The sequence below is a fragment of the Paraburkholderia sp. A1BS-2L genome (assembly GCF_051125205.1).
Classification (GTDB): domain Bacteria; phylum Pseudomonadota; class Gammaproteobacteria; order Burkholderiales; family Burkholderiaceae; genus Paraburkholderia.
In genome coordinates, this window is sequence record NZ_CP120428.1 from 426,871 (window position 1) to 450,445 (window position 23,575).

The 23,575-nt window shown below is 65.2% G+C and carries 22 protein-coding genes; 14 read left to right on the forward strand and 8 right to left on the reverse strand.

Features of this window, described 5'->3' with window-relative positions; genetic code table 11:
* Positions 1–3: 3 nt before the first annotated feature.
* From P5W98_RS01905 to thiL, 4 genes are all read right to left on the reverse strand, one after another.
* Positions 4–570, reverse strand: a complete 567-nt coding sequence (locus P5W98_RS01905; protein WP_421042578.1) for a cupin domain-containing protein — start codon at positions 568–570, stop codon at positions 4–6.
* Positions 571–664: 94 nt separating this feature from the next.
* Positions 665–1,165, reverse strand: a complete 501-nt coding sequence (locus P5W98_RS01910) for a CinA family protein (RefSeq protein ID WP_421042577.1) — start codon at positions 1,163–1,165, stop codon at positions 665–667.
* 76 nt (positions 1,166–1,241) lie between these two features.
* A complete protein-coding gene (locus P5W98_RS01915; protein WP_421042576.1) occupies positions 1,242–1,820 on the reverse strand; it encodes a phosphatidylglycerophosphatase A family protein in 579 nt (192 codons plus the stop codon).
* Positions 1,810–2,814, reverse strand: a complete 1,005-nt coding sequence (gene thiL / locus P5W98_RS01920; RefSeq protein WP_421042575.1) for a thiamine-phosphate kinase — start codon at positions 2,812–2,814, stop codon at positions 1,810–1,812. Before thiL ends, P5W98_RS01915 begins: the two co-directional genes overlap by 11 nt.
* A 181-nt stretch (positions 2,815–2,995) precedes the next feature.
* Here thiL and P5W98_RS01925 point away from each other — a divergent pair, with 181 nt between their 5' ends.
* The 3 genes from P5W98_RS01925 to P5W98_RS01935 all read left to right on the forward strand — a co-directional run bounded on the left by P5W98_RS01925 (position 2,996) and on the right by P5W98_RS01935 (position 6,660).
* The gene (locus P5W98_RS01925) at positions 2,996–5,290 is read left to right on the forward strand and encodes an NADP-dependent malic enzyme (RefSeq protein ID WP_421042574.1); all 2,295 of its coding nucleotides are present in this window, start codon (positions 2,996–2,998) and stop codon (positions 5,288–5,290) included.
* 328 nt (positions 5,291–5,618) lie between these two features.
* Positions 5,619–6,086 carry a ribonuclease gene (locus P5W98_RS01930; protein WP_421079004.1) on the forward strand — a complete coding sequence of 156 codons (468 nt, stop codon included), beginning with the start codon at positions 5,619–5,621 and terminating at the stop codon, positions 6,084–6,086.
* A 16-nt stretch (positions 6,087–6,102) separates the two neighbouring features.
* Complete coding sequence (locus P5W98_RS01935) at positions 6,103–6,660, forward strand: barstar family protein (RefSeq protein WP_421022991.1); 558 nt, start codon at positions 6,103–6,105, stop codon at positions 6,658–6,660.
* Positions 6,661–6,782: 122 nt separating this feature from the next.
* On the opposite strand, the gene P5W98_RS01940 is transcribed toward P5W98_RS01935, so the two are convergent.
* Both P5W98_RS01940 and P5W98_RS01945 read right to left on the reverse strand, forming a co-directional pair.
* Positions 6,783–7,523 (reverse strand): 16S rRNA (uracil(1498)-N(3))-methyltransferase, encoded by a 741-nt coding sequence (locus P5W98_RS01940; protein WP_421022992.1) that lies wholly within the window; start codon positions 7,521–7,523, stop codon positions 6,783–6,785.
* 19 nt (positions 7,524–7,542) lie between these two features.
* Complete coding sequence (locus P5W98_RS01945; RefSeq protein WP_421042573.1) at positions 7,543–7,956, reverse strand: VOC family protein; 414 nt, start codon at positions 7,954–7,956, stop codon at positions 7,543–7,545.
* A gap of 723 nt (positions 7,957–8,679) precedes the next feature.
* Between P5W98_RS01945 and tkt the strand changes: the two genes are divergently transcribed.
* On the forward strand, positions 8,680–10,761 hold the full coding sequence (tkt, locus tag P5W98_RS01950; protein WP_421042572.1) for a transketolase: 2,082 nt from the start codon (positions 8,680–8,682) through the stop codon (positions 10,759–10,761).
* A gap of 98 nt (positions 10,762–10,859) precedes the next feature.
* Positions 10,860–11,870, forward strand: coding sequence for a type I glyceraldehyde-3-phosphate dehydrogenase (gene gap, locus P5W98_RS01955; RefSeq protein WP_421042571.1), 1,011 nt, complete (start codon positions 10,860–10,862; stop codon positions 11,868–11,870).
* Positions 11,871–11,959: 89 nt separating this feature from the next.
* On the opposite strand, the gene P5W98_RS01960 is transcribed toward gap, so the two are convergent.
* Positions 11,960–12,709: a FadR/GntR family transcriptional regulator gene (locus tag P5W98_RS01960; protein ID WP_421042570.1), complete on the reverse strand. Its 750-nt coding sequence runs from the start codon at positions 12,707–12,709 to the stop codon at positions 11,960–11,962.
* Positions 12,710–12,904: 195 nt separating this feature from the next.
* Here P5W98_RS01960 and P5W98_RS01965 point away from each other — a divergent pair, with 195 nt between their 5' ends.
* Entirely contained in the window at positions 12,905–14,242 is a 1,338-nt protein-coding gene (locus P5W98_RS01965) for a C4-dicarboxylate transporter DctA (protein ID WP_421042569.1), read from the forward strand.
* Between the two features lie 33 nt (positions 14,243–14,275).
* Positions 14,276–14,788 (forward strand): ureidoglycolate lyase, encoded by a 513-nt coding sequence (locus P5W98_RS01970; protein ID WP_421042568.1) that lies wholly within the window; start codon positions 14,276–14,278, stop codon positions 14,786–14,788.
* Positions 14,789–14,975: 187 nt separating this feature from the next.
* Here P5W98_RS01970 and fur read toward each other — a convergent pair whose 3' ends face one another.
* Positions 14,976–15,404, reverse strand: a complete 429-nt coding sequence (gene fur / locus P5W98_RS01975) for a ferric iron uptake transcriptional regulator (RefSeq protein WP_035534104.1) — start codon at positions 15,402–15,404, stop codon at positions 14,976–14,978.
* Between the two features lie 135 nt (positions 15,405–15,539).
* On the opposite strand from fur, the gene P5W98_RS01980 reads away from it, so the two are divergent.
* The 7 genes from P5W98_RS01980 (at position 15,540) to holA (ending at position 23,472) form a co-directional block, all read left to right on the forward strand.
* Positions 15,540–16,457, forward strand: coding sequence for an outer membrane protein assembly factor BamE (locus tag P5W98_RS01980; RefSeq protein ID WP_421042567.1), 918 nt, complete (start codon positions 15,540–15,542; stop codon positions 16,455–16,457).
* Between the two features lie 220 nt (positions 16,458–16,677).
* Entirely contained in the window at positions 16,678–17,475 is a 798-nt protein-coding gene (gene dapB / locus P5W98_RS01985; protein ID WP_421042566.1) for a 4-hydroxy-tetrahydrodipicolinate reductase, read from the forward strand.
* Between the two features lie 84 nt (positions 17,476–17,559).
* A complete protein-coding gene (locus P5W98_RS01990) occupies positions 17,560–18,291 on the forward strand; it encodes a MotA/TolQ/ExbB proton channel family protein (RefSeq protein ID WP_421023001.1) in 732 nt (243 codons plus the stop codon).
* A gap of 51 nt (positions 18,292–18,342) precedes the next feature.
* Positions 18,343–18,774 (forward strand): ExbD/TolR family protein, encoded by a 432-nt coding sequence (locus P5W98_RS01995; protein WP_421023002.1) that lies wholly within the window; start codon positions 18,343–18,345, stop codon positions 18,772–18,774.
* 227 nt (positions 18,775–19,001) lie between these two features.
* The gene (gene leuS, locus P5W98_RS02000; protein ID WP_421042563.1) at positions 19,002–21,596 is read left to right on the forward strand and encodes a leucine--tRNA ligase; all 2,595 of its coding nucleotides are present in this window, start codon (positions 19,002–19,004) and stop codon (positions 21,594–21,596) included.
* Positions 21,597–21,660: 64 nt separating this feature from the next.
* Entirely contained in the window at positions 21,661–22,212 is a 552-nt protein-coding gene (gene lptE, locus P5W98_RS02005; protein ID WP_421042562.1) for an LPS assembly lipoprotein LptE, read from the forward strand.
* Positions 22,213–22,245: 33 nt separating this feature from the next.
* Positions 22,246–23,472: a DNA polymerase III subunit delta gene (gene holA, locus P5W98_RS02010; protein ID WP_421042561.1), complete on the forward strand. Its 1,227-nt coding sequence runs from the start codon at positions 22,246–22,248 to the stop codon at positions 23,470–23,472.
* Positions 23,473–23,575: the final 103 nt, after the last annotated feature.

Genomic DNA, 23,575 nt, shown 5'->3' on the forward strand with positions numbered 1-23,575 from the left:
GGCTCAATCCTTTGAAGCTGCTGTCACCGCCGCCGGCTTTCTGAATAGCTCGATGATCGTGCGATGCAGCGGATATTTGTCGACGAGCGCATTCACATCCGCAATCTCGAACTCGCTGAACTCGAACCCCGGCGCCACCGTGCAGCCCACGAGCGCATACGTGGACGGGTCGCAGCAACGCGCCGCGAACCAGTGTCCCGCCGGCACCACGGCCTGAAAAACCGTGCCCGGATGGTCGAGCGCGTGGCCGAGCTTGCGCGTGGATAGCACGCCGCGCTGGTCGATCGAGTGAATCTCGATGGGCGAGCCCGCGTAGAAATGCCAGAGCTCGTCGGAGCGGATCCGGTGCCAGGTCGAGTAAGCGCCGTTCGCGAGGAGGAAGTAGATCGCGGTCGAGGCCGTGCGCGGGCCTTCGCTGGCCGGTGCGCCTTCGCGGCGGATCAACTTGTCCGAACGGTAGGTTTCGCTGTAGTAGCCGCCTTCAGGATGGGGTTCGAGCCCGAAGCGGCGGGTCAGTTCGTCGACGGGATTGCCGGCGCTGGCCAGTTCGGTTGACTTGACGGTAGTCATGGGTGCTGGGCTCCTTGTCGATTGCATGAAGCGGTTGGGTTCCCGTCGGGGCGGTTATCCGCGGGCGTCCAGCGTTCGACCCGGCCAGACGCTTCTAGCGCTCCTTCTCGTCGATCAGCGCAAGCAGCCCGCGCAGTGCGTGGGTGGCGGCCTGCACGCGGATCTGCTCGCGGTCGCCCTTGAAGACCAGCGTTGCGACGCTCGTGTGCAGCCGGTTGCTCCAGCCGAACGACACCATGCCGACCGGCTTTTCCGGCGTGCCGCCGCCCGGCCCGGCAATGCCCGTGATGGCGAGCGAAACTTGTGCCCGGCTGTTGCGCAGCGCGCCTTCGGCCATCGCGCGCGCGACCGGTTCGCTCACGGCGCCGTGTTTTTCGATGAGCTCGGCGGGCACGCCGATCATCTCCGTCTTTGCCTGATTCGAGTACGTGACGAAGCCGCGCTCGAACCAGCCGCTGCTGCCGGAAATATCGGTGATGGCCGTGGCGACCATGCCGCCGGTGCAGGATTCGGCCGTGGCGAGCATGAGCCGTGCGTCGCGCAGCTTGTTGCCGGCGCGAATGGCGAGTTGGTGAACGACGGAGTCGGTAGGCATGGGGAAATGTCCGTAGCGGTGTGCCGGTTTGTGTTTTTTCGAGTGTGGCTTCGGGGGGGCGGCGGCGTGCGCGGCCTCAGACCGACATGCGCCAGAGCGCGGTCACGAGCAGCGTGAAGAATGCGGCAATGAGGTCGTCGAGCATGATGCCGAAGCCGCCCGTGAAGCGCCGCTCGAAATAGCGGATGGGCGGCGGCTTCACCATGTCGAAGAAACGAAACACGACGAACGCCCAGAATTTGCCCATGAAGTCGATGGGCGTGATCATCAGCAGCACGAGCCAGAACGCGACGATTTCACCCCAGACGATGGCGGGCGGATCTTCGCTGCGCAGCATTTTCGCGGTGAACCCGGTGATGCCGATGCCGCCGAGGAAGCCCACGACGATCAACAGGCCCCAGTCGAGCACCGTGAAGTAGCGGTTGAGCACTTCGAAGGCGGCCCACGCGAAGAGGGTGCCGGCCGCGCCTGGCGCGAGCCGCGAGAGTCCGGCGCCGAAGCCGAGCGAGATCAGATGCAGCGGATGCGTGAGCATGAAGCGCGCGTCGGCGCGGCGGGATTCCGCGCTCGCGGCCGCGGCGCTCGCGCCGGCAGGGGCGGGCGGGCCGGCCGTCGCGAGTTTATCGACGGGCGAGGGCGTAGGGTCAGTCTGCATGAAAGTGGTCGAAGCCTTGCAACGTCAGGTTGAGCGGCGCACCCGAGGCGTCGCGCCACGTGATCGCGGGCGCGAGGGGCGATCCAGCCGTCTCGGATGAAGTGATTGTACCGATGCGCGTCACGCGTTCGCCGGCCTGTTGCGCCGCTGCCTCGACGGCCTCGCGCTGGGCTTGCGCTGCCGTGAAGCAGAGTTCGTAGTCGTCGCCGCCGGCCAGCGCGCATTGCAGTTGCAGCGCGCGCGGCAGGCGCGCGAGCGCGGCCGAGAGCGGCAGCGCGTCCACGTCGATCTCGGCATTCACGCGCGAGCGCTCGAGGATGTGCCGCAGGTCGCCCGCGAGGCCGTCGGAGATGTCGAGCGCCGCGCGCGCAACGCCCGCGAGCGCGAGGCCGAGCGCGACGCGCGGCTCGGGATATTCGAGCGCATGGCGAAAATGCGCGGCATCGGCGCGATCGATCGGCGTTTGCGGCCACTCTTCACGCAGCATGCCGAGACCCGCGCGGGCGTCGCCCGGCGTGCCCGACACCCAGATGTCGTCGCCGGGCCGGGCCGCGTCGCGCCGCAGGGCATCGTTCGGACGCACCGAGCCGAACACCGTGATGCATAGATTGAGCGGCCCCGCAGTGGTGTCGCCGCCGATCAATTCGCAGCCGTAGCGGTCGGCCAGCTCGAAAAGCCCGTGGCTGAACGCTTCGAGCCAGTCCTCGCGCGGCTTGGGCAGCGCGAACGCGAGCGTGAAGCCGAGCGGCGCGGCGCCCATCGCGGCGAGATCGGAGAGATTCACGGCGAGCGCCTTGTGGCCGAGCGCGCGAGGGTCGACATCGGGAAGAAAGTGACGGCCTTCCACGAGCATGTCCGTGGAGACGGCCAGCATCTCGCCGGCGGCGGGCGCGATCAGCGCGCAGTCGTCGCCGATGCCGAGCGCGGCGCGGCGCGTGTTCGTGCGTGCGCGTCGCGCGAAATAGCGGTCGATCAGGGAAAACTCGGAAAGCATGACGAATGGTCTATGACGAATGACTTGGGTGGTCCGGCGCGAGCCGCGCCGGCAGGGGCGTTCCCCTCATTGCAGTCGCAGCAGGCGCGCCCGAACTGTAAGGAATGCCTTCAGGGATTGGCGCTACAATGCGATCGATCCAGATTTTGCCATTCTAGTCCGCACTCAAGGCCTGCCCGCCATGTCGAATTCCGCCACGAACAAGCTTCGCGAAGCCGCCCTCGACTATCACGAATTTCCTGCGCCGGGAAAGATCGCGATTGCGCCGACCAAGCAAATGATCAACCAGCGCGACCTCTCGCTCGCGTACTCGCCGGGTGTTGCGTTCGCGTGCGAGGCGATCGTCGAGAATCCGCTGAACGCCGCGCGCTTCACGGCGCGCAGCAACCTCGTGGGCGTCGTGTCGAACGGCACGGCCGTGCTCGGCCTCGGCAATATCGGGCCGCTCGCCTCGAAGCCGGTCATGGAAGGCAAGGCGGTGCTGTTCAAGAAGTTCGCCGGCATCGACGTGTTCGACATCGAGCTGAACGAGACGGACCCGCACAAGCTCGTGGACGTGATCGCCGCGCTCGAGCCCACCTTCGGCGGCATCAATCTGGAAGACATCAAGGCGCCGGAGTGCTTCATCGTCGAACGTGAAGCGCGCAAGCGCATGAAGATTCCGGTCTTCCACGACGACCAGCACGGCACGGCCATCGTGGTGGCGGCTGCGTTCACCAACGGCCTGAAGGTCGTGGGCAAGGACATCAAGCAGGTGAAGCTCGTGGCCTCGGGCGCGGGCGCGGCGGCGCTGGCGTGTCTCGACCTGCTCGTCGACCTCGGCTTGCCGCTCGAAAACATCTACGTGACCGATCTCGCGGGCGTGGTCTACAAGGGCCGCACCGAGCTGATGGATCCGGACAAGGAGCGCTTCGCACGCGAAACCAGCGCGCGCACGCTCGCCGAAGTAATCGAAGGGGCCGACATTTTCCTCGGCCTGTCCGCGGGCGGCGTGCTCAAGCAGGACATGGTCAAGCAGATGGCCGAGAAGCCGCTCATTCTCGCGCTCGCCAACCCCACGCCGGAAATCCTGCCGGAGCTCGCGCTCGAGGTGCGCCCGGACGCGGTGCTGGCCACGGGCCGCACGGATTACCCGAACCAGGTGAACAACGTCCTGTGCTTCCCGTTCATTTTCCGCGGCGCGCTCGACGTGGGCGCGACCACCATCACGCGCGAGATGGAAATCGCCGCCGTGAATGCGATCGCGGAACTGGCGCGCCAGGAGCAGAGCGATGTCGTGGCCACGGCTTACGGCATCCAGGACCTGCAATTCGGACCCGAATATCTGATTCCGAAGCCGTTCGATCCGCGCCTGATCGTGAAGATCGCGCCGGCCGTCGCCAAGGCCGCGATGGATTCGGGCGTGGCGACCCGTCCGATCGAGGACATGGATGCCTACATGCAGCACCTGCAGCAGTTCGTCTATCACAGCGGCACGACCATGAAGCCGATCTTCCAGCTCGCGCGCGCCGCCGAGCCGGGGAAGAAGCGCATCGTGTTCGCCGAAGGCGAAGAGGAGCGCATCCTGCGCGCGGTGCAGATCGTGGTCGACGAGAAACTCGCGACGCCCATCCTGATCGGCCGTCCGGCAGTGATCGAGGAGCGCATCGCGCGCTACGGGCTGCGTCTGGTCGCGGGGCACGACTACACGGTCGTCAACACCGACCACGACGCGCGCTATCGCGACTTCTGGCAGAGCTACGCGAAGCTCATGGCGCGCAAGGGCATCACGCAGCAAATGGCGAAGCTCGAAATGCGCCGCCGCACCACGCTGATCGGCTCGATGCTGGTGGAAAAGGGCGAGGCTGACGGCATGCTCTGCGGCACGGTCAGCACGACGCACCGCCATTTGCACTTCATCGATCAAGTGATCGGGAAGAAGGAGGGCTGCAACGTCTACGCGGCGATGAACGCGCTGGTGCTGCCGAACCGGCAGATTTTCATCGTCGACACGCACGTGAACGTCGACCCGACGCCCGAGCAGCTTGCCGAAATCACCATCATGGCGGCGGAGGAAGTGCGCCGCTTCGGCATCGAGCCGAAGGTCGCGCTGTGCTCGCATTCGAACTTCGGCTCGAGCCTCGCGCCGTCGGCGCAGAAGATGCGCGATCTGCTGGAGATTCTCAAGGAGCGCGCGCCGGACCTCCAGGTGGACGGCGAGATGCATGGCGACGTCGCGCTCGACGCGAACTTGCGCCGCGAGATCCTGCCGGATTCGACGCTCGAGGGCGACGCGAACCTGCTCATCATGCCGAACATCGATGCGGCGAACATTTCGTACAACCTGCTGAAGACGGCGGCGGGCAACAACATCGCCATTGGCCCGATGCTGCTCGGCGCGGCCAAGCCGGTGCACGTCCTGACTGCTTCGGCCACCGTGCGCCGGATCGTCAACATGACCGCGCTGCTGGTCGCCGATGTGAACGCCACGCGTTAAGTTTTCCGCGTCGGGTTTTCGTCAAGCCGTATCTCCGCGGCTTTGGGTTTTACACCGGCGGCGCTGCTCGCCGCCGGTATTCCGGCGCCCTTTAGGCCGATGTCCGGCCGCGTGCCGGGACCCTCTCCGTAATTGTAAAATTTACCAGCTGGCCGCTTGTGCGCGGTCAAGCCCTGTTTGTCGTCGCCGGTGCGAGATTGCTTCCAGGGTCCATTAGCGATACCCTTACATCTTTAATGGTCGTCGAACGCGTGATCCGAGAGGCAGGAATCCAAAGATGGTACGTATAGGACTGCCTGCTGTTTCAACGCTCGAAAACACTGCTGCATTGGCCGAGTCGGTACATGTAAGTCATTGTTTTGACGGGAGTTTCGGGCGTCGTTCGCGCGGTATTCAGCGGTTGGCATCCGTTGCGTCGGCAGCGTTTCTGGCGGCGGCGCTGGTGTGCTCGCAAGGCGCCGTGGCGCGCGCTCAGGCGCCGGACGATGCCGGAGCATCGGGGGTGTCGTCAGGCACCGTGAGCGTGGGCGAATTGCCGCGCGAAGCGGTCAATACACTCGGTCTGGTTGCCGAAGGCGGGCCTTATCCGTTTGAGAAGGATGGCATCGTGTTCGGCAATTACGAGCAGCAGTTGCCGAAGCATCGGCGCGGTTATTACCACGAATACACTGTCCCGACGCCCCGAGCACACAACCGCGGCGCGCGGCGCATTGTCTGCGGCGGTCCGCTCAGGTGCACGGACAACTGCTACTACACCGACGACCACTACGCCAGTTTTAAGCGAATTGTTGAATGACACCGGGAAAAGCGGCATGAGCGATAACACTTACGCGCACGACCCGCGGGTCGCGAGCGATCTGTTCGCGTCCGGCGAGGGCAACCTGTTCCAGCGCGTTATGCAGATGCATCACGACGACCAGCAGCGCGAAGCCGCGCGCAGGGGTGAGGCAAATTCATCGAACGAGGAGGCCATGGACCTGTTTGCGACCGTGCGGCCAAATATCGTCCAGTCGATCCGTGCGTTCCGCGTGCAGGATCTCGCCGACGAGGCGCAGCGGCTGCAACAGCATTTCCTCTATGCGTATTGCGCCAGTGCGCAGACCAAGCAGGAAGTGCTCGAAACCATTGCTACATCGTTTCTGTTTCCGAAGCATTTCGGGAAGAACTACGATGGCTTGTACGACTGCCTGACCGATCTGGTGCAAAAAGCTGGTGAGCAACCCGGTTTTGTGATCGTGCTCGATGGCCTGCCGATCGCGCAGAAGTTCGACAAAGACGGGCGCGAGACGCTGCTCGACGTGTTCCGCGAAGCTTCGGAGTACTGGGGCGAGCGCAAGGTGCCGTTCCGCGTCTTTTATTCGTTCGCCTGAGCGATGCGTGGCGTTTTGACGGCGCTGCTGGCCAATTCGTCTGCTATCTGAATATCGTCGCATTCTCGCGACAAAAATACGCAGGCCCGCCGCATGATCCCATGCAGCGGGCCTTGTCATTTTTACCAGCCACCCCAGCGCGCGGCCAGCGCCGCGAGCACGGCGATGCCTGCCGTCTCGGTGCGCAGGATGCGGGGCCCGAGCCCCACGGCGATAAAGCCGTGATCGAGCGCCGCCGCTTCTTCGGGCGATGAGAACCCGCCTTCGGGGCCGACCAGCACCGTGATCTCGCCTTGCGGCGGGGTGTTGGGCAGGGTGGCGAACGAGACGTTCGCGCGCGGCGAAAGCAGCACGCGCAACTCGCCTTCGGCGGGCGTTTTGGGCAATGAGCCGAGCCAGGTGCCGATTTCGCGGGTGGCGGCGACTTCGGGCATGCGGTTGCGTCCGCATTGCTCGCACGACGCCTGGACGATGCGCTGCCAGTGAACCTGGCGGCGCACTGCGCGTTCGCCCACGAGGCGCACGACGCTGCGCGAGGTGGTGAGCGGCACGAAGTTCGTCGCGCCCAGCTCGACAGCCTTTTCGATCAGCCAGTCCATCTTGTCGCTGCCGGCAATGCCTTGCGCGAGCGTGAGCCGGTACGGCGGCTCGGTCTCGACGTCGCGGAACGGGCCTACGCGCACTTGTGTGTCGCGGCGCTCCATGGAGATGATTTCGGCACTGTATTCACCTCCCACGCCGTTGAACAGCACGATCGTGTCGCCGGGCTGCAGCCGCAGCACCTGAACGTGTCGCGTCACTTCATCCGGGAGAGTGAAGACGTCGCCGGACTGCAGGGAGTTTCCGACGAAAAAACGGGGCATAAGACAAGTTCTCATTGCTTCATGACAGATGGCGAGCAAGCGCCCAGCGGTAGCCGTCGAGGTCTTCGACCTGAGCAAAACGGTCACCCCAGAATTGGTCCTGCGGCTCGCTCAACGATTTCGCGCCAGCGTCCAGCGCTCGCGCATACACCGCGTCGACATTGTCGACGTAAAGGTAAAAGGATTGGGGGGCGACCGCGTTCGCGCTCTTCGGCGTGCGCGCCGTCGAACCGAAGGCACCCTCCGGCGCGAACATCACGATCAGCTGATCGTGATACGTCATTTCCACATGCATGACCGCACCGTCGTCTTCCACGCAATCGCGCACCGCAAAACCGAACGCCGCCCGAAAAAATTCGATTGCGTCGCGCGCGTCGCGCACCGTCAGATACGGCGTCAGCCACGGCACGCCTGCGGGGCGGGGTGGGGTCATCGGATATCTCCAGATTCGGGTTGAGGGACGAGCGGGTTGTTGGAGGCTGTCTGGGTCGGATGGCACGCGAAAATGTGATGAACGCTGCGATTCTCCAACGTTGCGCATCCTAAATCTGCAGGAATTGGCCTAGTTTGTCGCGGGAGAACCGGAGCGCCGTCAGGCGCGCTGCGCGCGGGCGTGCGGCTTACAACCACGCCCCGGACGTTGGCGGGCGCGTGTGTGCGTGTCGGGAAAACCTTACGGCGTATCGGGGAGGGGCGAAGGAGGCGCGGCAAGGTCAAGGTGGTATCGAGCGACGGGAGCGTCGGTGAAACGGGGGCTGGTAGTGCATTCGGCCCAGCCCATGCAGCGTGCGCACAAAACCGGCGAGCGCAATGTCGGCGTCACGTTACAAATGAATATAAATCGGGCCTGATTGGGGCGTAAATCAGGGCAGTAGCCACATTATACGGGCAGCCGGCAGGGCGACCGCGGTCTCGCGGCGCGCATCAGGTGCGATGAAAGGTAACCGGGGCGGGTCTGCCGCCGATTTCGGGGCAGTGGCGTACATCGCCGGGTCCTGCAGCCAGGGAAAATCCGCACGATCTGTTAGAATATCGCCCTTTGCAGCCCTGTCCATTTGCTCTGGCCGTTTGCGTCTTACTGGCGCCGCATCGCGCGCCGCAGCGAACATTTCTGCCGAGCTTCCGGAACCGTGCGCTGCCGCGCGAACGCTGCTGAATGCAGCCGCCCAAGCCGTTTTTGCCCTCGTTCCCCGGACTCGACATGACGACCTCGTCCTCCCCCGCTACCACTCAATTGATGGCCAATGCGATTCGCGCGTTGTCCATGGACGCCGTTCAGCAAGCGAACTCCGGTCACCCCGGCATGCCCATGGGCATGGCGGAGATCGCTGTCGCGCTGTGGTCGCGTCATCTGCGCCACAACCCGGCCAACCCGCACTGGAGCGACCGCGACCGTTTCGTGCTGTCGAACGGCCACGGCTCGATGCTGCTGTACTCGCTGCTGCACCTGACCGGCTACGACCTGCCGATGGCGGAACTGAAGAACTTCCGTCAACTGCACTCGAAGACGCCGGGCCACCCGGAATTCGGCATCACGCCGGGCGTCGAGACCACTACGGGCCCGCTTGGCCAGGGTATTGCGAACGCGGTCGGCATGGCGCTGGCTGAAGCGCTGCTCGCCGCCGAATTCAACAAGGCGGACGCGAAGATCGTCGATCACCACACCTACGTGTTCCTCGGCGACGGTTGCCTGATGGAAGGCATCTCGCACGAAGCCTGCTCGCTCGCCGGCACGCTCAAGCTGAACAAGCTGATCGCGCTCTACGACGACAACGGCATCTCGATCGACGGCGACGTGGTCAACTGGTTCCACGACAACACGCCCGAGCGCTTCGAAGCCTACGGCTGGAACGTGATCCCGCACGTGGACGGCCACGACGTGGACGCCGTCGACGCAGCCATCCAGAAGGCGAAGGCCTCGGACAAGCCCACGCTGATCTGCTGCAAGACCATCATCGGCAAGGGCGCGCCCACCAAGCAGGGCGGCCACGACGTGCACGGCGCGGCGCTCGGCGGCGAAGAAATCGCAAAGTGGCGCGAAGCCGCGGGCTGGAAGTGGGAGCCGTTCACGCTGCCGCAGGAAGTCTACGCAGACTGGGACGCCAAGGCTGCCGGCGCGAAGTTCGAAGCCGCGTGGAACGATTCGTTCGCCGCGTACCAGTCGAAGTACCCGGCCGAAGCCGCGGAGTTCACGCGCCGCATGGCCGGCAAGCTGCCCGCCGACTGGGCGCAGAAGGCTGCCCAGATCATCGCCGGCGCGGATTCGCGCAAGGAAACCGTCGCTACGCGCAAGGCCTCGCAGCAAGCCATCGAAGGGCTTGCCGCGGTGCTGCCGGAACTGCTCGGCGGCTCGGCTGACCTGACCGGCTCGAACCTCACCAACTGGAAGGCCTCGAAGCCCGTGCGCGCGCCGAAGGCGGGCGAGACTGGCATTCAGTGGGGCAACCACATCAACTACGGCGTGCGCGAGTTCGGCATGAGCGCGGCGCTCAACGGCCTCACGCTGCACGGCGGCTACAAGCCGTTCGGCGGCACCTTCCTGACGTTCTCGGATTACAGCCGCAACGCGCTGCGCGTGGCCGCGCTGATGAAGTGCCCGTCGATCTTCGTGTTCACGCACGACTCGATCGGCCTTGGCGAAGACGGCCCGACGCACCAGTCGATCGAGCAGGTCGCGAGCCTGCGCCTGATCCCGAACATGACGCTCTGGCGTCCGGCCGACACCGTCGAAACCGCGGTGGCCTGGACCGAGTCGATTGCCCACCATGGCCCGTCGAGCCTCGTGTTCAGCCGCCAGAACCTCGCGTTCAACGAGCGCACCGATGCGCAGATCGCCAACATCGCGAAGGGCGGCTACGTGCTCAAGGACTGGAACGACGATATTCCGAGCCGCAAGATCATCCTGATCGCGACGGGCTCGGAAGTCGAACTGGCGATGAAGGCCGTCGAAGCGCTGCAGCGCGAAGGCATTGGCGCACGCGTGGTGTCCATGCCGTCCACCAACGTGTTCGACAAGCAAGACGCCGAATACAAGGAGCGCGTGCTGCCCAAGGGCGTGCGCCGCGTCGCGATCGAAGCCGGCGTGACCGACTTCTGGCGCAAGTACGTGGGCCTCGAAGGCGGCGTGGTCGGCATCGACACGTTCGGCGAATCGGCTCCGGCAGGCGTGCTGTTCAAGCACTTCGGCTTCACGGTCGAACACGTTGTCGCGACGGCCAAGGCTGCGCTGGACAACTAAGTATTGCTATACGGCCCGCCTTGCGCGGGCCTTTTGCTGTACGCGCCATAGCGCCTGCAGCAGCAGCACCAGAATTTTTACTCATCAGGAGATGAACCATGACGATCCGCGTCGCTATCAACGGCTACGGCCGCATTGGCCGTAACACGCTTCGCGCGTTCTACGAGAACGGCAAGAAGCACGACATCCAGATCGTTGCGATCAACGACCTCGGTGATGCGAAGACCAACGCGCATCTGACGCAATACGACACCGCGCACGGCAAGTTCCCGGGTGAAGTTTCGGTGGACGGCGACTACCTCGTCGTGAACGGCGACAAGATCCGCGTGCTGGCCAACCGCAACCCGGCCGAGCTGCCGTGGGGCGAGCTGGGTGTCGACGTCGTGATGGAATGCACGGGCTTTTTCACGACCAAGGAAAAGGCCAGCGCCCACCTGAAGGGCGGCGCGAAGAAGGTGATCATCTCGGCGCCGGGCGGCAAGGACGTCGACGCAACGATCGTCTACGGCGTGAACCACAACGTGCTGAAGGCCGAGCACACGGTCATCTCGAACGCATCTTGCACGACCAACTGCCTGGCGCCGCTCGTCAAGCCGCTGAACGACAAGATCGGCCTCGAAACCGGCCTGATGACGACGATCCACGCGTACACGAACGACCAGGTCCTGACCGACGTGTACCACGAAGACCTGCGCCGCGCGCGTTCGGCCACGCAAAGCCAGATCCCGACGAAGACGGGCGCGGCTGCGGCAGTCGGCCTCGTGCTGCCGGAACTGAACGGCAAGCTGGACGGCTACGCGATCCGCGTCCCGACCATCAACGTGTCGGTCGTCGATCTGTCGTTCATCGCCAAGCGCGACACGACGGTTGAAGAAGTCAACGCGATCATGAAGGAAGCTTCGGAAGGCGCGCTCAAGGGCATCCTCGGCTACAACGACGCACCGCTGGTTTCGATCGACTTCAACCACAACCCGGCATCGTCGACGTTCGACGCCACGCTGACGAAGGTCTCGGGCCGTCTCGTGAAGGTGTCGAGCTGGTACGACAACGAGTGGGGCTTCTCGAACCGCATGCTGGACACGGCGGTTGCGCTCGCGAACGCGAAGTAAGTCTGCTTGTATTGCCGTGCCACCGGGCCTCGCGGTCCGGTGCGCGCGACGAAAAAACCGCCCATCGACTGGGCGGTTTTTTTTCGCCCTTATTTTTCAGCGTCGATGGCGGGCGCAGGAGTGGGAAAAGGAGCGGGAACAGCAGCGGGTGCGGGCGGCCTCGGGAAATAGACGCCCGCACGCTGGGCGGCATTGGCGATGTGAGCCTCGATGGCCGCACCCGCCGCGGCACCGTCACGCGCCTTGAGCGCCGCCACGATCAGGCTGTGTTCCCGATGCGTGGAGAGCACGAGCTCGCGCCGGTAGAACGGCATGCGCTGGCTCTCTTTCATGATGTCGGCGCTGTTGCGCAGGATCGATTCGATTGCCGCATTGCCCGCGAGATTCACGATGCGCATATGGAATTCGAAGTCCAGTTGCGCGGCTTCGTCGAGTTCGTCGCAGGCGAGTGCTTCGTGGAGGGTGTCGGTGTTGTGCTCCAGCCAGGCGATATCGATGTCGCTGATCGCGAGCGCCGCCATGCGCGCGGCGAAGCCTTCGAGCGCGTAGCGCATCTGGTAGGTGTCGGGCAGCGACGACTGGTCGGAAAAACGCCACGGGTGAGCACTCGTGGCCTGCGCGCTCGTGACGTAGACGCCCTTGCCCGCGCGGATCGACAGCATGCCGAGCGCTTCGAGCGTGGAGAGCGCCTCGCGCAGCGACGCGCGGCTGATCGCCAGCTCCTCGGAGAGTTGCCGCTGGGCGGGCAGCAGGCTGCCGACCGGGTACAGGCCAGCTTCGATCCGGGTGCGGATCGTGGCAATGGCGGCATCGGTGACGGTGTGCGGAACGTTCTTCATCGGACGGCTCGGAACCCTCGCGTGGTCTGACCGGTATTGTAGTCTTGAGCAGCGGGCTGGGCAGGCGACACAAGGGTAAACACCGCGCAGCGCATTCTTGACTCCAGTATATCGGCTTTCTACTATTTGCCATAACAGTACTGGTCAGACCAGTAAGAACAGTTGCCCGCTCCCCCCTGCTCGAAGGAGAAAGTCGTGACGAAGTTCCTCAATTCGCTGTTTGGCCGCGTAGTGATTGCCCTTGTGCTGGGCATCGTCGTCGGCGCGGTATTTCCCCATTTCGCCCAATCCCTGCGGCCGCTCGGCGACGGCTTTCTCAAGCTCATCAAGATGGTGATCGGCCCCATCGTGTTCTGCGTGGTGGTGAGCGGCATGGCGCACGCGGGCGATCTGAAGAAAGTGGGGCGGGTCGGTCTGAAGTCGGTGGTCTACTTCGAGATCATGACGACCATCGCGCTCCTGATCGGCGCTGTGCTCGCGTACGCCACGCGTCCGGGCGCCGGCATGAACGTGGACCTGCATTCGCTCGACGCGGCCTCGCTCGCGACCTACACCGAGCATGCCAAGAGCCTGAAGGACACGGCGGGCTTTCTGCTGAAGATCATTCCCGACACGGCGTTCGATGCATTCGCGAAGGGCGATATCCTGCAGATCCTCGTGTTTTCGGTGCTGTTCGGCAGTGCGCTCTCGCTGCTCGGCCCGAAGGCCCAGCGCGTGAACGTGCTCATCGACGAGCTCTCGCAGGTGTTCTTCCGCGTGATGGGCTTCATCATCAAGCTCGCACCGCTCGGCGTGCTCGGCGCGATCGCGTTCACGACCGGCACTTACGGCGTGGCTTCACTCAAGCAACTCGGCTTTCTCGTGGTCGTGTTCTACGCGAGCTGCATCGTGTTCGTCGCAGTCGTGCTCGGCATTGTGATGCGCCTCGCGGGCTTCAACGTATTCAAGCTGATCCGCTATCTGCGTGAAGAACTGTCGATCGTGCTCGGCACTGCATCGTCTGACGCCGTGCTGCCGCAGATCATGCGCAAGCTCGAATGGATGGGCGTGAAGGATTCCACCGTCGGCCTCGTGATTCCGACCGGCTATTCGTTCAATCTCGACGGCTTCTCGATCTATCTCACGCTCGCGGTGATCTTCATCGCGCAGGCCACCAATACGCCGCTTTCGGTGCACGACCTGATCGTGGTGGTGCTCGTGTCGCTCATCACGTCCAAGGGCGCGCACGGCATTCCGGGCTCGGCAATCGTGATTCTCGCCGCCACGCTGTCCGCGATTCCCGCGATTCCCGTGCTCGGCCTCGTGCTGATTCTGCCGGTGGACTGGTTTGTCGGCATCGCCCGCGCGCTCACGAACCTGATCGGCAACTGCGTTGCCACGGTGGTGGTCGCGGTGTGGGAGCGTGACATCGACAAGGCGCGTGCGAAGCGCGTGCTCAACCTCGAGCCGGGCTACCTGTACGTGCCGGCGGGCGAGGACGATGCTGCCGAGGACGCTTCGGCGCTCGGCGGCAAGCCTGCCCACGCGCTTTGAAGCCGCGCACTGGCTTTTGAATAAGGAGCACGCATGAAAACCCTGCTGCTGGAACCTTTGACGCGCGAGGCTTTCGCGCCATTCGGCGACGTGATCGCACTCGACGGCGCGCGTCATTTCCCGATCAACGGCGGCACCACCGAACGCTTTCACGATCTGGCGTCGATCGATACATGCGAGGCCGGCGGCCGGCCCATCGTCAGCGTATTTCGCGCCCAGCCGCGCGCCTGGCCGGTCGAGATCTCGATGATGGAGCGGCATCCGCTGGGCAGCCAGGCGTTCGTGCCGCTCGGCGAGGTGCGCTACGCCGTGGTCGTCGCGCCGGCGGGCGAACTCGATCCGACGCAACTGCGCGCGTTCTGGGTCGAGGGCGGGCAGGGCGTCAATTATGCGAAAGGCGTCTGGCACCACCCGCTGCTCGCGTTCGACCGCGTGAGCGATTTTCTCGTAGTCGACCGTGGCGGCCAGCAGCCGAATTGCGATGAGGTGGCGCTGGATGGGGTCTGGCGGCTCGAGCATGCGACCGAGGCTGCCGCGCTTGCCTGAGTTCCGGCGCAGCGGCAATGCGCCCTCGGGACAAGGCTGGGTCCCGCGGCGCACGCGCTAAATCGCACCAGCCTCAACGCTTCTCAAAATCTCCGCGCCAAACAAAAACACCACAGCAGTCTTGCTGTGGTGTTTTTGTTGATGCGTGCGGGTCGGGTTCCCCGCCCCGCGACCGCGCGCGGCCCGCTCAGTGCTTGCGGTGCGGGCAATTTTCCTTCGTGCACGCGCCGTACAGCGCGAGTGCATGCTCCTGCAGCTTGAAGCCACGTTCGTTAGCAATTGATTGCTGGCGCTTTTCGATTTCGGGGTCGAAGAATTCCTCGACGAGGCCACAATCGAGGCATACGAGATGGTCGTGGTGGCTGCCTTCGTTGAGTTCGAAGACGGCCTTGCCCGATTCGAAGTTGCTGCGGGTCAGCAGGCCCGCCTGCTCGAATTGCGTGAGCACCCGGTAAACCGTGGCAAGGCCGATGTCGAGCTCTTCGTTCAGCAGGTTGCGGTACACGTCTTCGGCGGTGAGGTGACGCACGGCGCTATGCTGAAAAATCTCCAGGATCTTCAGGCGAGGCAGTGTCGCCTTGAGGCCGATGTTCTTGAGATCGGTTGGATTGGTCATGACGATAAGTCCCTGGAGTACAATGCTGGGTTCTTATGTTAACGGGTTTTTGCCGTCCCGGGCATTTTTGGCGGAACTCAAACGAACGTCTACAGGATACGCGCGGCTTCGCGACAAGCCCGCACGGTGAGGGAAATGATTCCAGAATTCACAACGATGGGCCGCCGCCTGAGCGGCCGCCGCGTGGCGTGCACCCTGCTGGCTGCGGCCGCGTTCGCAACGCTCGCCGGTTGCAGTACTTATGACAGCGTGACCCAGCGTTTTGCCCAAAGCATCACGCCGTATCGCATCACCATCGTGCAGGGCAACTTCGTCTCGAAGGAAGCCGCCGCGCAGATGCATGCGGGCATGTCGCGCGCTGAAGTCAAGCAATTGCTCGGTACGCCGCTCCTGACCGACATGTTCCATTCGAATCGCTGGGACTACGTCTTCTACTTCAAGCGGGGCTCGACCGCCGTGGTCCAGCAGCGCGACTTCGTCGTGATGTTCGAGGGCGACCGCGTGGCGAGCTGGTCGGGCGGCGAAGATCTGCCGTCGAATCTCGAATTGCTGGCCGAAATCGACGGCGACAAATCGGGCAAGAAGGTCAAGGCCGTCGCGGCTGCGCCGGCTTCGGGTGCATCGGCGCCTGCGGCCGCGCAGGCCTCGGCCTCTAGCGCCACGGGCCCGACTGTCGGCGACACGGCGCGCACGCCGTCCTCGGAACTCGGCACCGCGACCTCGCAATTGCCGCTCGACGCGAACGCACAGGCCGCCGCAGCCGCGAATCGCGCTACGGAAGCGGTGCAGATGCCTTCGAGCCTGACGCCGTCGGTGCGTGCGGGCACGCCGACTTCGTCCGCGCTGCCGCAGGGCGTGGGCACGATGCCGTCGCAGATTCAGTTGCAGCGCAAGCCGATGCCGCAGATCCAGGGCGTGCCGCCGACGAATCCCGTGGGCCCGGTCCCGGGCGCACAGGGCACCGGCGATACCGAGTCGAATCCGCTGCCGCCGTCGCAGAACGCCCCGCTCACCGCGCCGCCCGCGAATTCGACGTCGGGATCGGGCGGCTGATGTCGCTGCGGGCCGACTCGGGTCGATCCGCAGCGATTCGGCTCGGGTGACTCGGGTAATACAAGGGCCTGGCCACGCGCCAGGCATTCCATCGGCGGCTTCGGGCCGCCGTGCTTTTTGGCAATGCCTCCGCCTCGGCGGTGCGTCTGCTTGATCGCTGCACGGTCATCGACGGGTTTGCGCTGGCGGGGCTGCCGGTTTCACGTTCGCAGGAAGAGCCATGAAAATCGCAATCGCCGGAGCATCGGGCCGCATGGGCCACATGCTCATCGAAACGGTCCTGAATACCCCCGAAATCACGCTTTCGGGCGCGCTCGAACACAAGGGCTCGGCCGCCATCGGCAAGGACGCGGGCGCGTTCCTCGGCAAGGAAACCGGCGTGCACATCACCGACGACATCGAGCAGGTCTTTGCGCAAAGCGACTGCCTGATCGACTTCACACGCCCCGAAGGCACGCTCGTCCATCTGGAGGCCGCGCAGCGCCACGGCGTGAAAATGGTGATCGGCACGACGGGTTTTGACGCGCAGCAAAAGGCCCAGCTCGGCGCCGCCGCGCAGAAGATCGGCATCGTGTTCGCGGCCAACATGAGCGTGGGCGTGAACGTCACGCTCAAGCTGCTCGAATACGCGGCGCGCTTTTTCGAGACCGGTTACGACATCGAGATCATCGAGGCGCACCATCGCCATAAGGTCGATGCGCCCTCGGGCACCGCGCTTGCGATGGGCGAAGCCGTGGCGCGTGCGCTCGGGCGCGATCTCGACGACTGCGCAGTGTACGGCCGTCATGGCGTGACCGGCGAGCGCGATCCTTCGACGATCGGCTTTTCGGCGATTCGCGGCGGTGACATCGTGGGCGACCATACCGTGCTGTTCGCGGGCATCGGCGAGCGCATCGAGATCACGCACAAGTCGTCGAACCGCCAGTCTTACGCGCAAGGCAGCTTGCGCGCCGCGCGCTTTCTGCAGGACAAGCCCACGGGCCTGTACGATATGCAGGACGTGCTCGGCTTGCGCTGAGCGACATTGGCGCGTGTGGCGCCGCGTGCGCGCCGCGCGGGGCCGGCAACAGCAGGCAAGTGACACGGAGGCAGGCGAGATTCAATGGCAGCGAGTACTGGGGTCATCCACTATCTGCAGACGAGCGACGCGGTTACGCACGCCGTGGCGTGGGTGCTGCTGGCCATGTCGATTGCGAGCTGGTGCTTTCTGCTGGTGAAGAGCTGGGTGCTGGTGCGCGCGAAGCGTCAGGGGCCTCGCGCGGTCGCGCGGTTCTGGCAGGCGCATTCGCTTGCTGACGGTGTGAGCGCAATGCGCGCGCTCGACCGCGAGCGCGTGTTCCTGCCGCTTGCCGAGGCGGCGCTCGCCTGCGCCGAGGCCGACACGACCGGTGCGCTGCTCGCGCGCGTGGATCGCGGCGAACGCGTGCTGCGGGTGCTGCGCGGCGCGCTCCAGGCGTCGCAGCGGCGGCTCGAGTTCGGGCAAGTGCTGCTGGCCTCGGTGGGCAGCACGGCGCCTTTCGTCGGCTTGCTCGGCACGGTCTGGGGCATCTATCACGCGCTCGGCAGCATTGCGACGAGCGGCCAGGCGATGATCGAAAACGTGGCCGGGCCCGTGGGCGAGGCGCTCATCATGACGGCGTTCGGCCTTGTGGTGGCGATTCCCGCGGTGCTCGCCTATAACGTGCTGGGCCGCCTCGCGCGCCAGCTCGGCGACGATCTCGACGGGTTCGCGCACGATCTGCATGCCTGGGCCTGCGCGCCCGAGGGTGCCGCGCCGCGCCGCGAAGGCGCGCAAGGCGTGCCGCGCGAAGACGTGCGCGCCGGATCGTTCTGATCCGCTCATCGGCTGGACTGCCCGGCCGGCAACCCGCGAGGAACGACGCACATGGCATTTGGCGGACTCGAGAATAAGCGCGACTCGGCGCCGATGGCCGATATCAACATGACACCGCTCATCGACGTCATGCTCGTGCTGCTCGTCATCTTCATCATTACGGCGCCGCTCTTCACCCACGCCATCCGGCTCGATCTGCCGCAAGTCGCGGCTGCGCCCGTGCAGCAGACGCCGCAGACCGTCACGCTCTCCATCGACGCAACGGGCAAGCTCTACTGGAATGCGCAGCGCATTTCGCTCGACGAGCTGCGCACGCGCTTCACCGCCGCGGGCAAGGCGCCCGAGGCGCAGCAGCCCGAACTGCATTTGCGCGCCGCGCGCGAAACGCGTTATGAAGTGATCGCCCAGGTCATGGGCGCCGCGCAGCAGGCCGGGCTCGCGCGCATCGGCTTCGTGACCGAGCCGCCGTCCGGTCAGCACTGAGCGGCCAGCACCGAGTCCTCGCCAGCCGGGCCGGCCGGCCCGGAATCCCGCCATGCGAAGCGGCAGCGGAAAGCGCGGCCAACTCGACGGTATAATCATCGTTTCCCTGAAAAAAGCGGGGCTGCTGAACCTGCCGCAGCCAGCGAGCGCCCCGCCCGGGCTTGTGTCCTGGCTGCGCACGACCGGCCCGGCTGAATCCGCCCGAATCCGCGTTCCCCATCCACACCATGCTCGAAAAATACGTTCCCTCCGACGTCGAATCCGCCGCGCAAGGCGAATGGCGCGTCAGCGACGCTTACCGGACGGCCGAAACGACCGACAAGCCCAAGTTCTATTGCGTCTCGATGCTGCCGTATCCGTCGGGCAAGCTGCACATGGGTCACGTGCGGAACTACACGATCAACGACGTGATGTACCGCTATCTGCGCATGAACGGCTACAACACTCTGATGCCGATGGGCTGGGACGCGTTCGGCATGCCCGCCGAAAACGCCGCGATGGCCAACGGCGTGCCGCCGGCGAAGTGGACCTACGACAATATCGAGTACATGAAGGGCCAGATGCAGTCGATGGGCCTCGCGATCGACTGGTCGCGCGAAATCGCTACCTGCAAGCCCGACTACTACAAGTGGAACCAGTGGTTCTTCCTGAAGATGCTGGAGAAGGGCATCGCCTACAAGAAGACCGGCACGGTGAACTGGGACCCGGTCGATCAGACCGTGCTCGCCAACGAGCAGGTGATCGACGGGCGCGGCTGGCGCTCGGGCGCGCTCGTGGAAAAGCGCGAAATCCCGATGTACTACCTGCGCATCACGCAATACGCCGATGAGCTGCTGGGCGATCTCGACGGCCTCGGCTGGCCCGAGCGCGTCAAGATCATGCAGCAGAACTGGATCGGCAAGAGCTTCGGCGTGAACTTCGGCTTCCCGTACGAGCTCGACGGCGAGAAGAAGCTGCTGCGCGTATTCACCACGCGCGCCGACACCATCATGGGCGTGACCTTTTGCGCGATCGCGGCCGAGCACCCGCTTGCCACGCGCCTCGCGCAGGAAAAGCCGGAGCTGCTGCCGTTCATCGACGAATGCAAGCGCGGCGGCGTGGCCGAAGCCGATATGGCGACGATGGAGAAGAAGGGCGTCGACACGGGCTTCACGGTCACCCACCCGATCACGAACGAGCAAGTGCCGGTGTGGATCGGCAACTATGTGCTGATGAGCTATGGCGAAGGCGCGGTGATGGGCGTGCCGGGCCACGACGAGCGCGATTTTGCGTTTGCGAAGAAGTACGACTTGCCGATCAAGCAGGTGATCGCGGCGGAAGGCGAGACCTACTCGCTCGACGGCTGGCAGGAGTGGTACGGCGACAAGGAGCGCGCGGTCTGCATCAACAGCGGCAAGTTCGATGGCCTGAACTATCAGCAGGCCGTGGACGCCGTCGCAGCCGACCTCAAGGCGCACGGCTACGGCGACAAGCAGGTCACGTGGCGTCTGCGCGACTGGGGAATTTCGCGCCAGCGCTACTGGGGCACGCCGATCCCCATCATCCATTGCCCGAGCTGCGGCGACGTGCCGGTGCCCGAGCAGGATCTGCCAGTCGTGCTGCCCGAAGACCTCGTGCCGGACGGCACGGGCAACCCGCTCGCGAAGTCCGAAGCATTCCTGAACTGCAAGTGTCCGACGTGCGGCGCCGATGCGAAGCGCGAAACCGACACCATGGACACGTTCGTCGATTCGTCGTGGTACTTCTACCGCTATGCGGCACCCGACGCGAAGGCCATGGTCGACGAGCGTACCGACTACTGGATGCCGATGGACCAATACATCGGCGGCATCGAGCACGCGATCCTGCACCTCTTGTATTCGCGCTTCTGGGCAAAGGTCTCGCGCGACCTCGGCCTCGTGAAGTTCGGCGAACCCGCGAAGAACCTGCTCACCCAGGGCATGGTGCTCAACGAGACGTTCTACCGCGAAGATGCGTCGGGCAAGAAGACCTGGTACAACCCGGCCGACGTCACCGTCACGCACGACGACAAGGGCCGCCCGGTTGGCGCGACGCTCAACAGTGATGGCCAGAGCGTAGTGCTGGGCGGCGTCGAGAAGATGTCGAAGTCGAAGAACAACGGCGTCGACCCGCAAGTGCTGATCGACCAGTACGGCGCGGACACGGCGCGTCTGTTCACGATGTTCGCCGCTCCGCCCGAGCAGCAGCTCGAATGGTCGGGCGCGGGCGTGGAGGGTGCGAGCCGCTTCCTGCGCCGCGTCTGGACGTTCGGCTATGCGAACGCCGCGGCGATCAAGTCGCGCGCGCTGTTCGACGCAGCGGCGCTCAGCGATGTCGAGAAGACGGTGCGCCGCGAAGTGTATGGCGTGCTCAAGCAGGCCGACTTCGACTATCAGCGTCTGCAGTACAACACGGTCGTGTCGGCGGCGATGAAGATGCTCAACGCGATCGAAAGCGCGAAGGGGGCGGGCGCGGGCGTGCAGCGCGAGACCTTCGGCGTGCTGCTGCGCGTGCTGTATCCGGTCGTGCCGCACCTCACGTTCGAGCTCTGGAAGGCGCTCGGCTATGCCGACGAATACGGCACGCTGCTCGATGCGCCGTGGCCGAAGGTCGACGAAAAGGCGCTGGAGCAGGCCGAGATCGAGCTCGTGCTGCAGGTGAACGGCAAGGTGCGCGGCGCCGTCACCGTGGCCAAGGATGCGCCGAAGGACGCAATCGAAGCGGCCGCGCTTGCACACGAGATGTTCGCGAAGTTCGCCGAAGGGCGCGCGCCGAAGAAGATCATCGTCGTGCCGGGCCGTCTCGTGAACGTCGTGGTCTGACATGACGTGCTGGCGGCGGCGCGCGATCAACAGCGCCACCGCCGTTCTGAACCAGGGAGTCCAGGTGATTCGCAGATCGTTCCTGTTACTGGCGGGCAGCGCGCTGATGCTTTCGGCGTGCGGGTTCCAGCTGCGTGGCGAGCAGAATTACGCGTTCAAGCGCCTCGCCGTCGTTGGCGCGTCGGCGCCCGTGACGGCGCGCCTCACGCGCATGGTCGAAGGCGGCAGCGATTCGGTGGTGGTCGACTCGACGGCCAATGCCGACGCCGTGCTGCGCGTGACCGAATCGCGCAGCTTCAGCACGCTTACGCTGAATTCGCTCGGCGTGGTCGAGGAATATCAGGTCAACTATTCGTTGAACTACACGCTCACGGCGCCGGACGGCTCCCCGCTGATTCAGCCGAGCACGATCGCGCTCAATCGCGCGATGACCTATAGCGACCAGTACTCGACTGCGAAGTCCTCCGAATCTGAGTTGCTCTACGCCGACATGCAGAATGACGCCGTCGACCAGCTCACGCGCCGTCTTGCGGTTCTGAAGACCCTGCACCCCACGCCGGCCCAGGTCGTGCCGGGCGTCGCGCCCCGCGCGCCGCTGCCGCCGCCGCCGCTGTGATGCGCGTCTCGTCCTTCTCCTGAAGCGTACCTCATGCAACTGCGACTGGACGCACTCGAGCCGCACCTCGCCAAAGGGATGGCGGGTCTGTACATCGTCTTTGGCGACGAGCATCTGCTCGCCCAGGAAGCGTGCGACCGCATCCGTGCGAATGCACGCGCCGCGGGCTTTACCGACCGTTCGGTGTTCACGGTCGAGCGTGGATTCGACTGGAGTGCGCTGCTTGGCGCAAGCCAGTCGATGTCGCTTTTCGGCGACCGCCAACTGGTGGAGTTGCGCATCCCTTCGGGCAAGCCTGGCAAGGAAGGCGCGGATGCGCTCAAGACACTCGCCGCATCGGCAAAAGCGGCGGCGAACCCCGACGTGCTGACGCTCATCACCCTGCCGCGCCTCGACGCCGCCACGCAAAAGTCCGCGTGGTTTACGGCGTTGGCGGACAGCGGCGTGGCAATCAAGATCGATCCGGTCGAGCGCGCGGCGCTGCCGAACTGGATCGGTCAGCGTCTCGCGCTTCAGGGACAACGCGTGGCGCCTGGCGAGGACGGACGGCGTGCGCTGCAATTCGTTGCTGAGCGCGTGGAAGGTAACCTGCTTGCGGCGCATCAGGAAATCCAGAAGCTCGGGCTGCTGTACCCCGAGGGCGTACTGAGCTTTGAGCAGATTCACGACGCCGTGCTCAACGTGGCGCGCTACGACGTTTTCAAGCTCAACGAAGCGATGCTCACCGGCGACGTCGGGCGCCTCGCGCGCATGCTCGATGGCCTGCAGGGCGAAGGCGAGGCTTCGGTGCTGGTGCTGTGGGCCGTCGTCGAAGAAGTCCGCACGCTCTTGCGCATCAAGCGCGGTGTGGCAGCGGGCAAGCCGCTCGCGATGCTGTTGCGCGAGAACCGTGTCTGGGGGCCGCGCGAGCGGCTCATCGGACCCGCGCTCTCGAGGCTGACCGAGGCGACGCTCGAACGCGGCCTCGCGCTCGCGGCGCGGCTCGACCGGCAGGTCAAGGGGCTTTCCGGGCATTCGCGCGCCGACTGGCGCGACGCGTTGCCGCCCGATGCCTGGGACGGCCTGTTCGAACTGGCGATGACAGTCGCCGCGCCACGCGGCACCGGCGCGCCGGCGCGTTCGGGGCCGTCCGCGCGCGGCGCCGGGGCTTCGGGGCGCGCGCAACTAGGCGGCCCGGCGGCGAGCCCAGCCGCAGCGGCAGCGGCCGCCGCAGCCGCCTCCCGACCGCGCACCGCAGGGCCGGGGCGCAGGCCAGGCTAGTTGTGCTGGCCGGACGTCCGTTCCGGCACCTGCTATCGGCATCGCAAGCGGGCGCGTCGCGCCGCCTGTTCCAGCCCGCTGGTGCGCCGCGCCAGCCGTACCC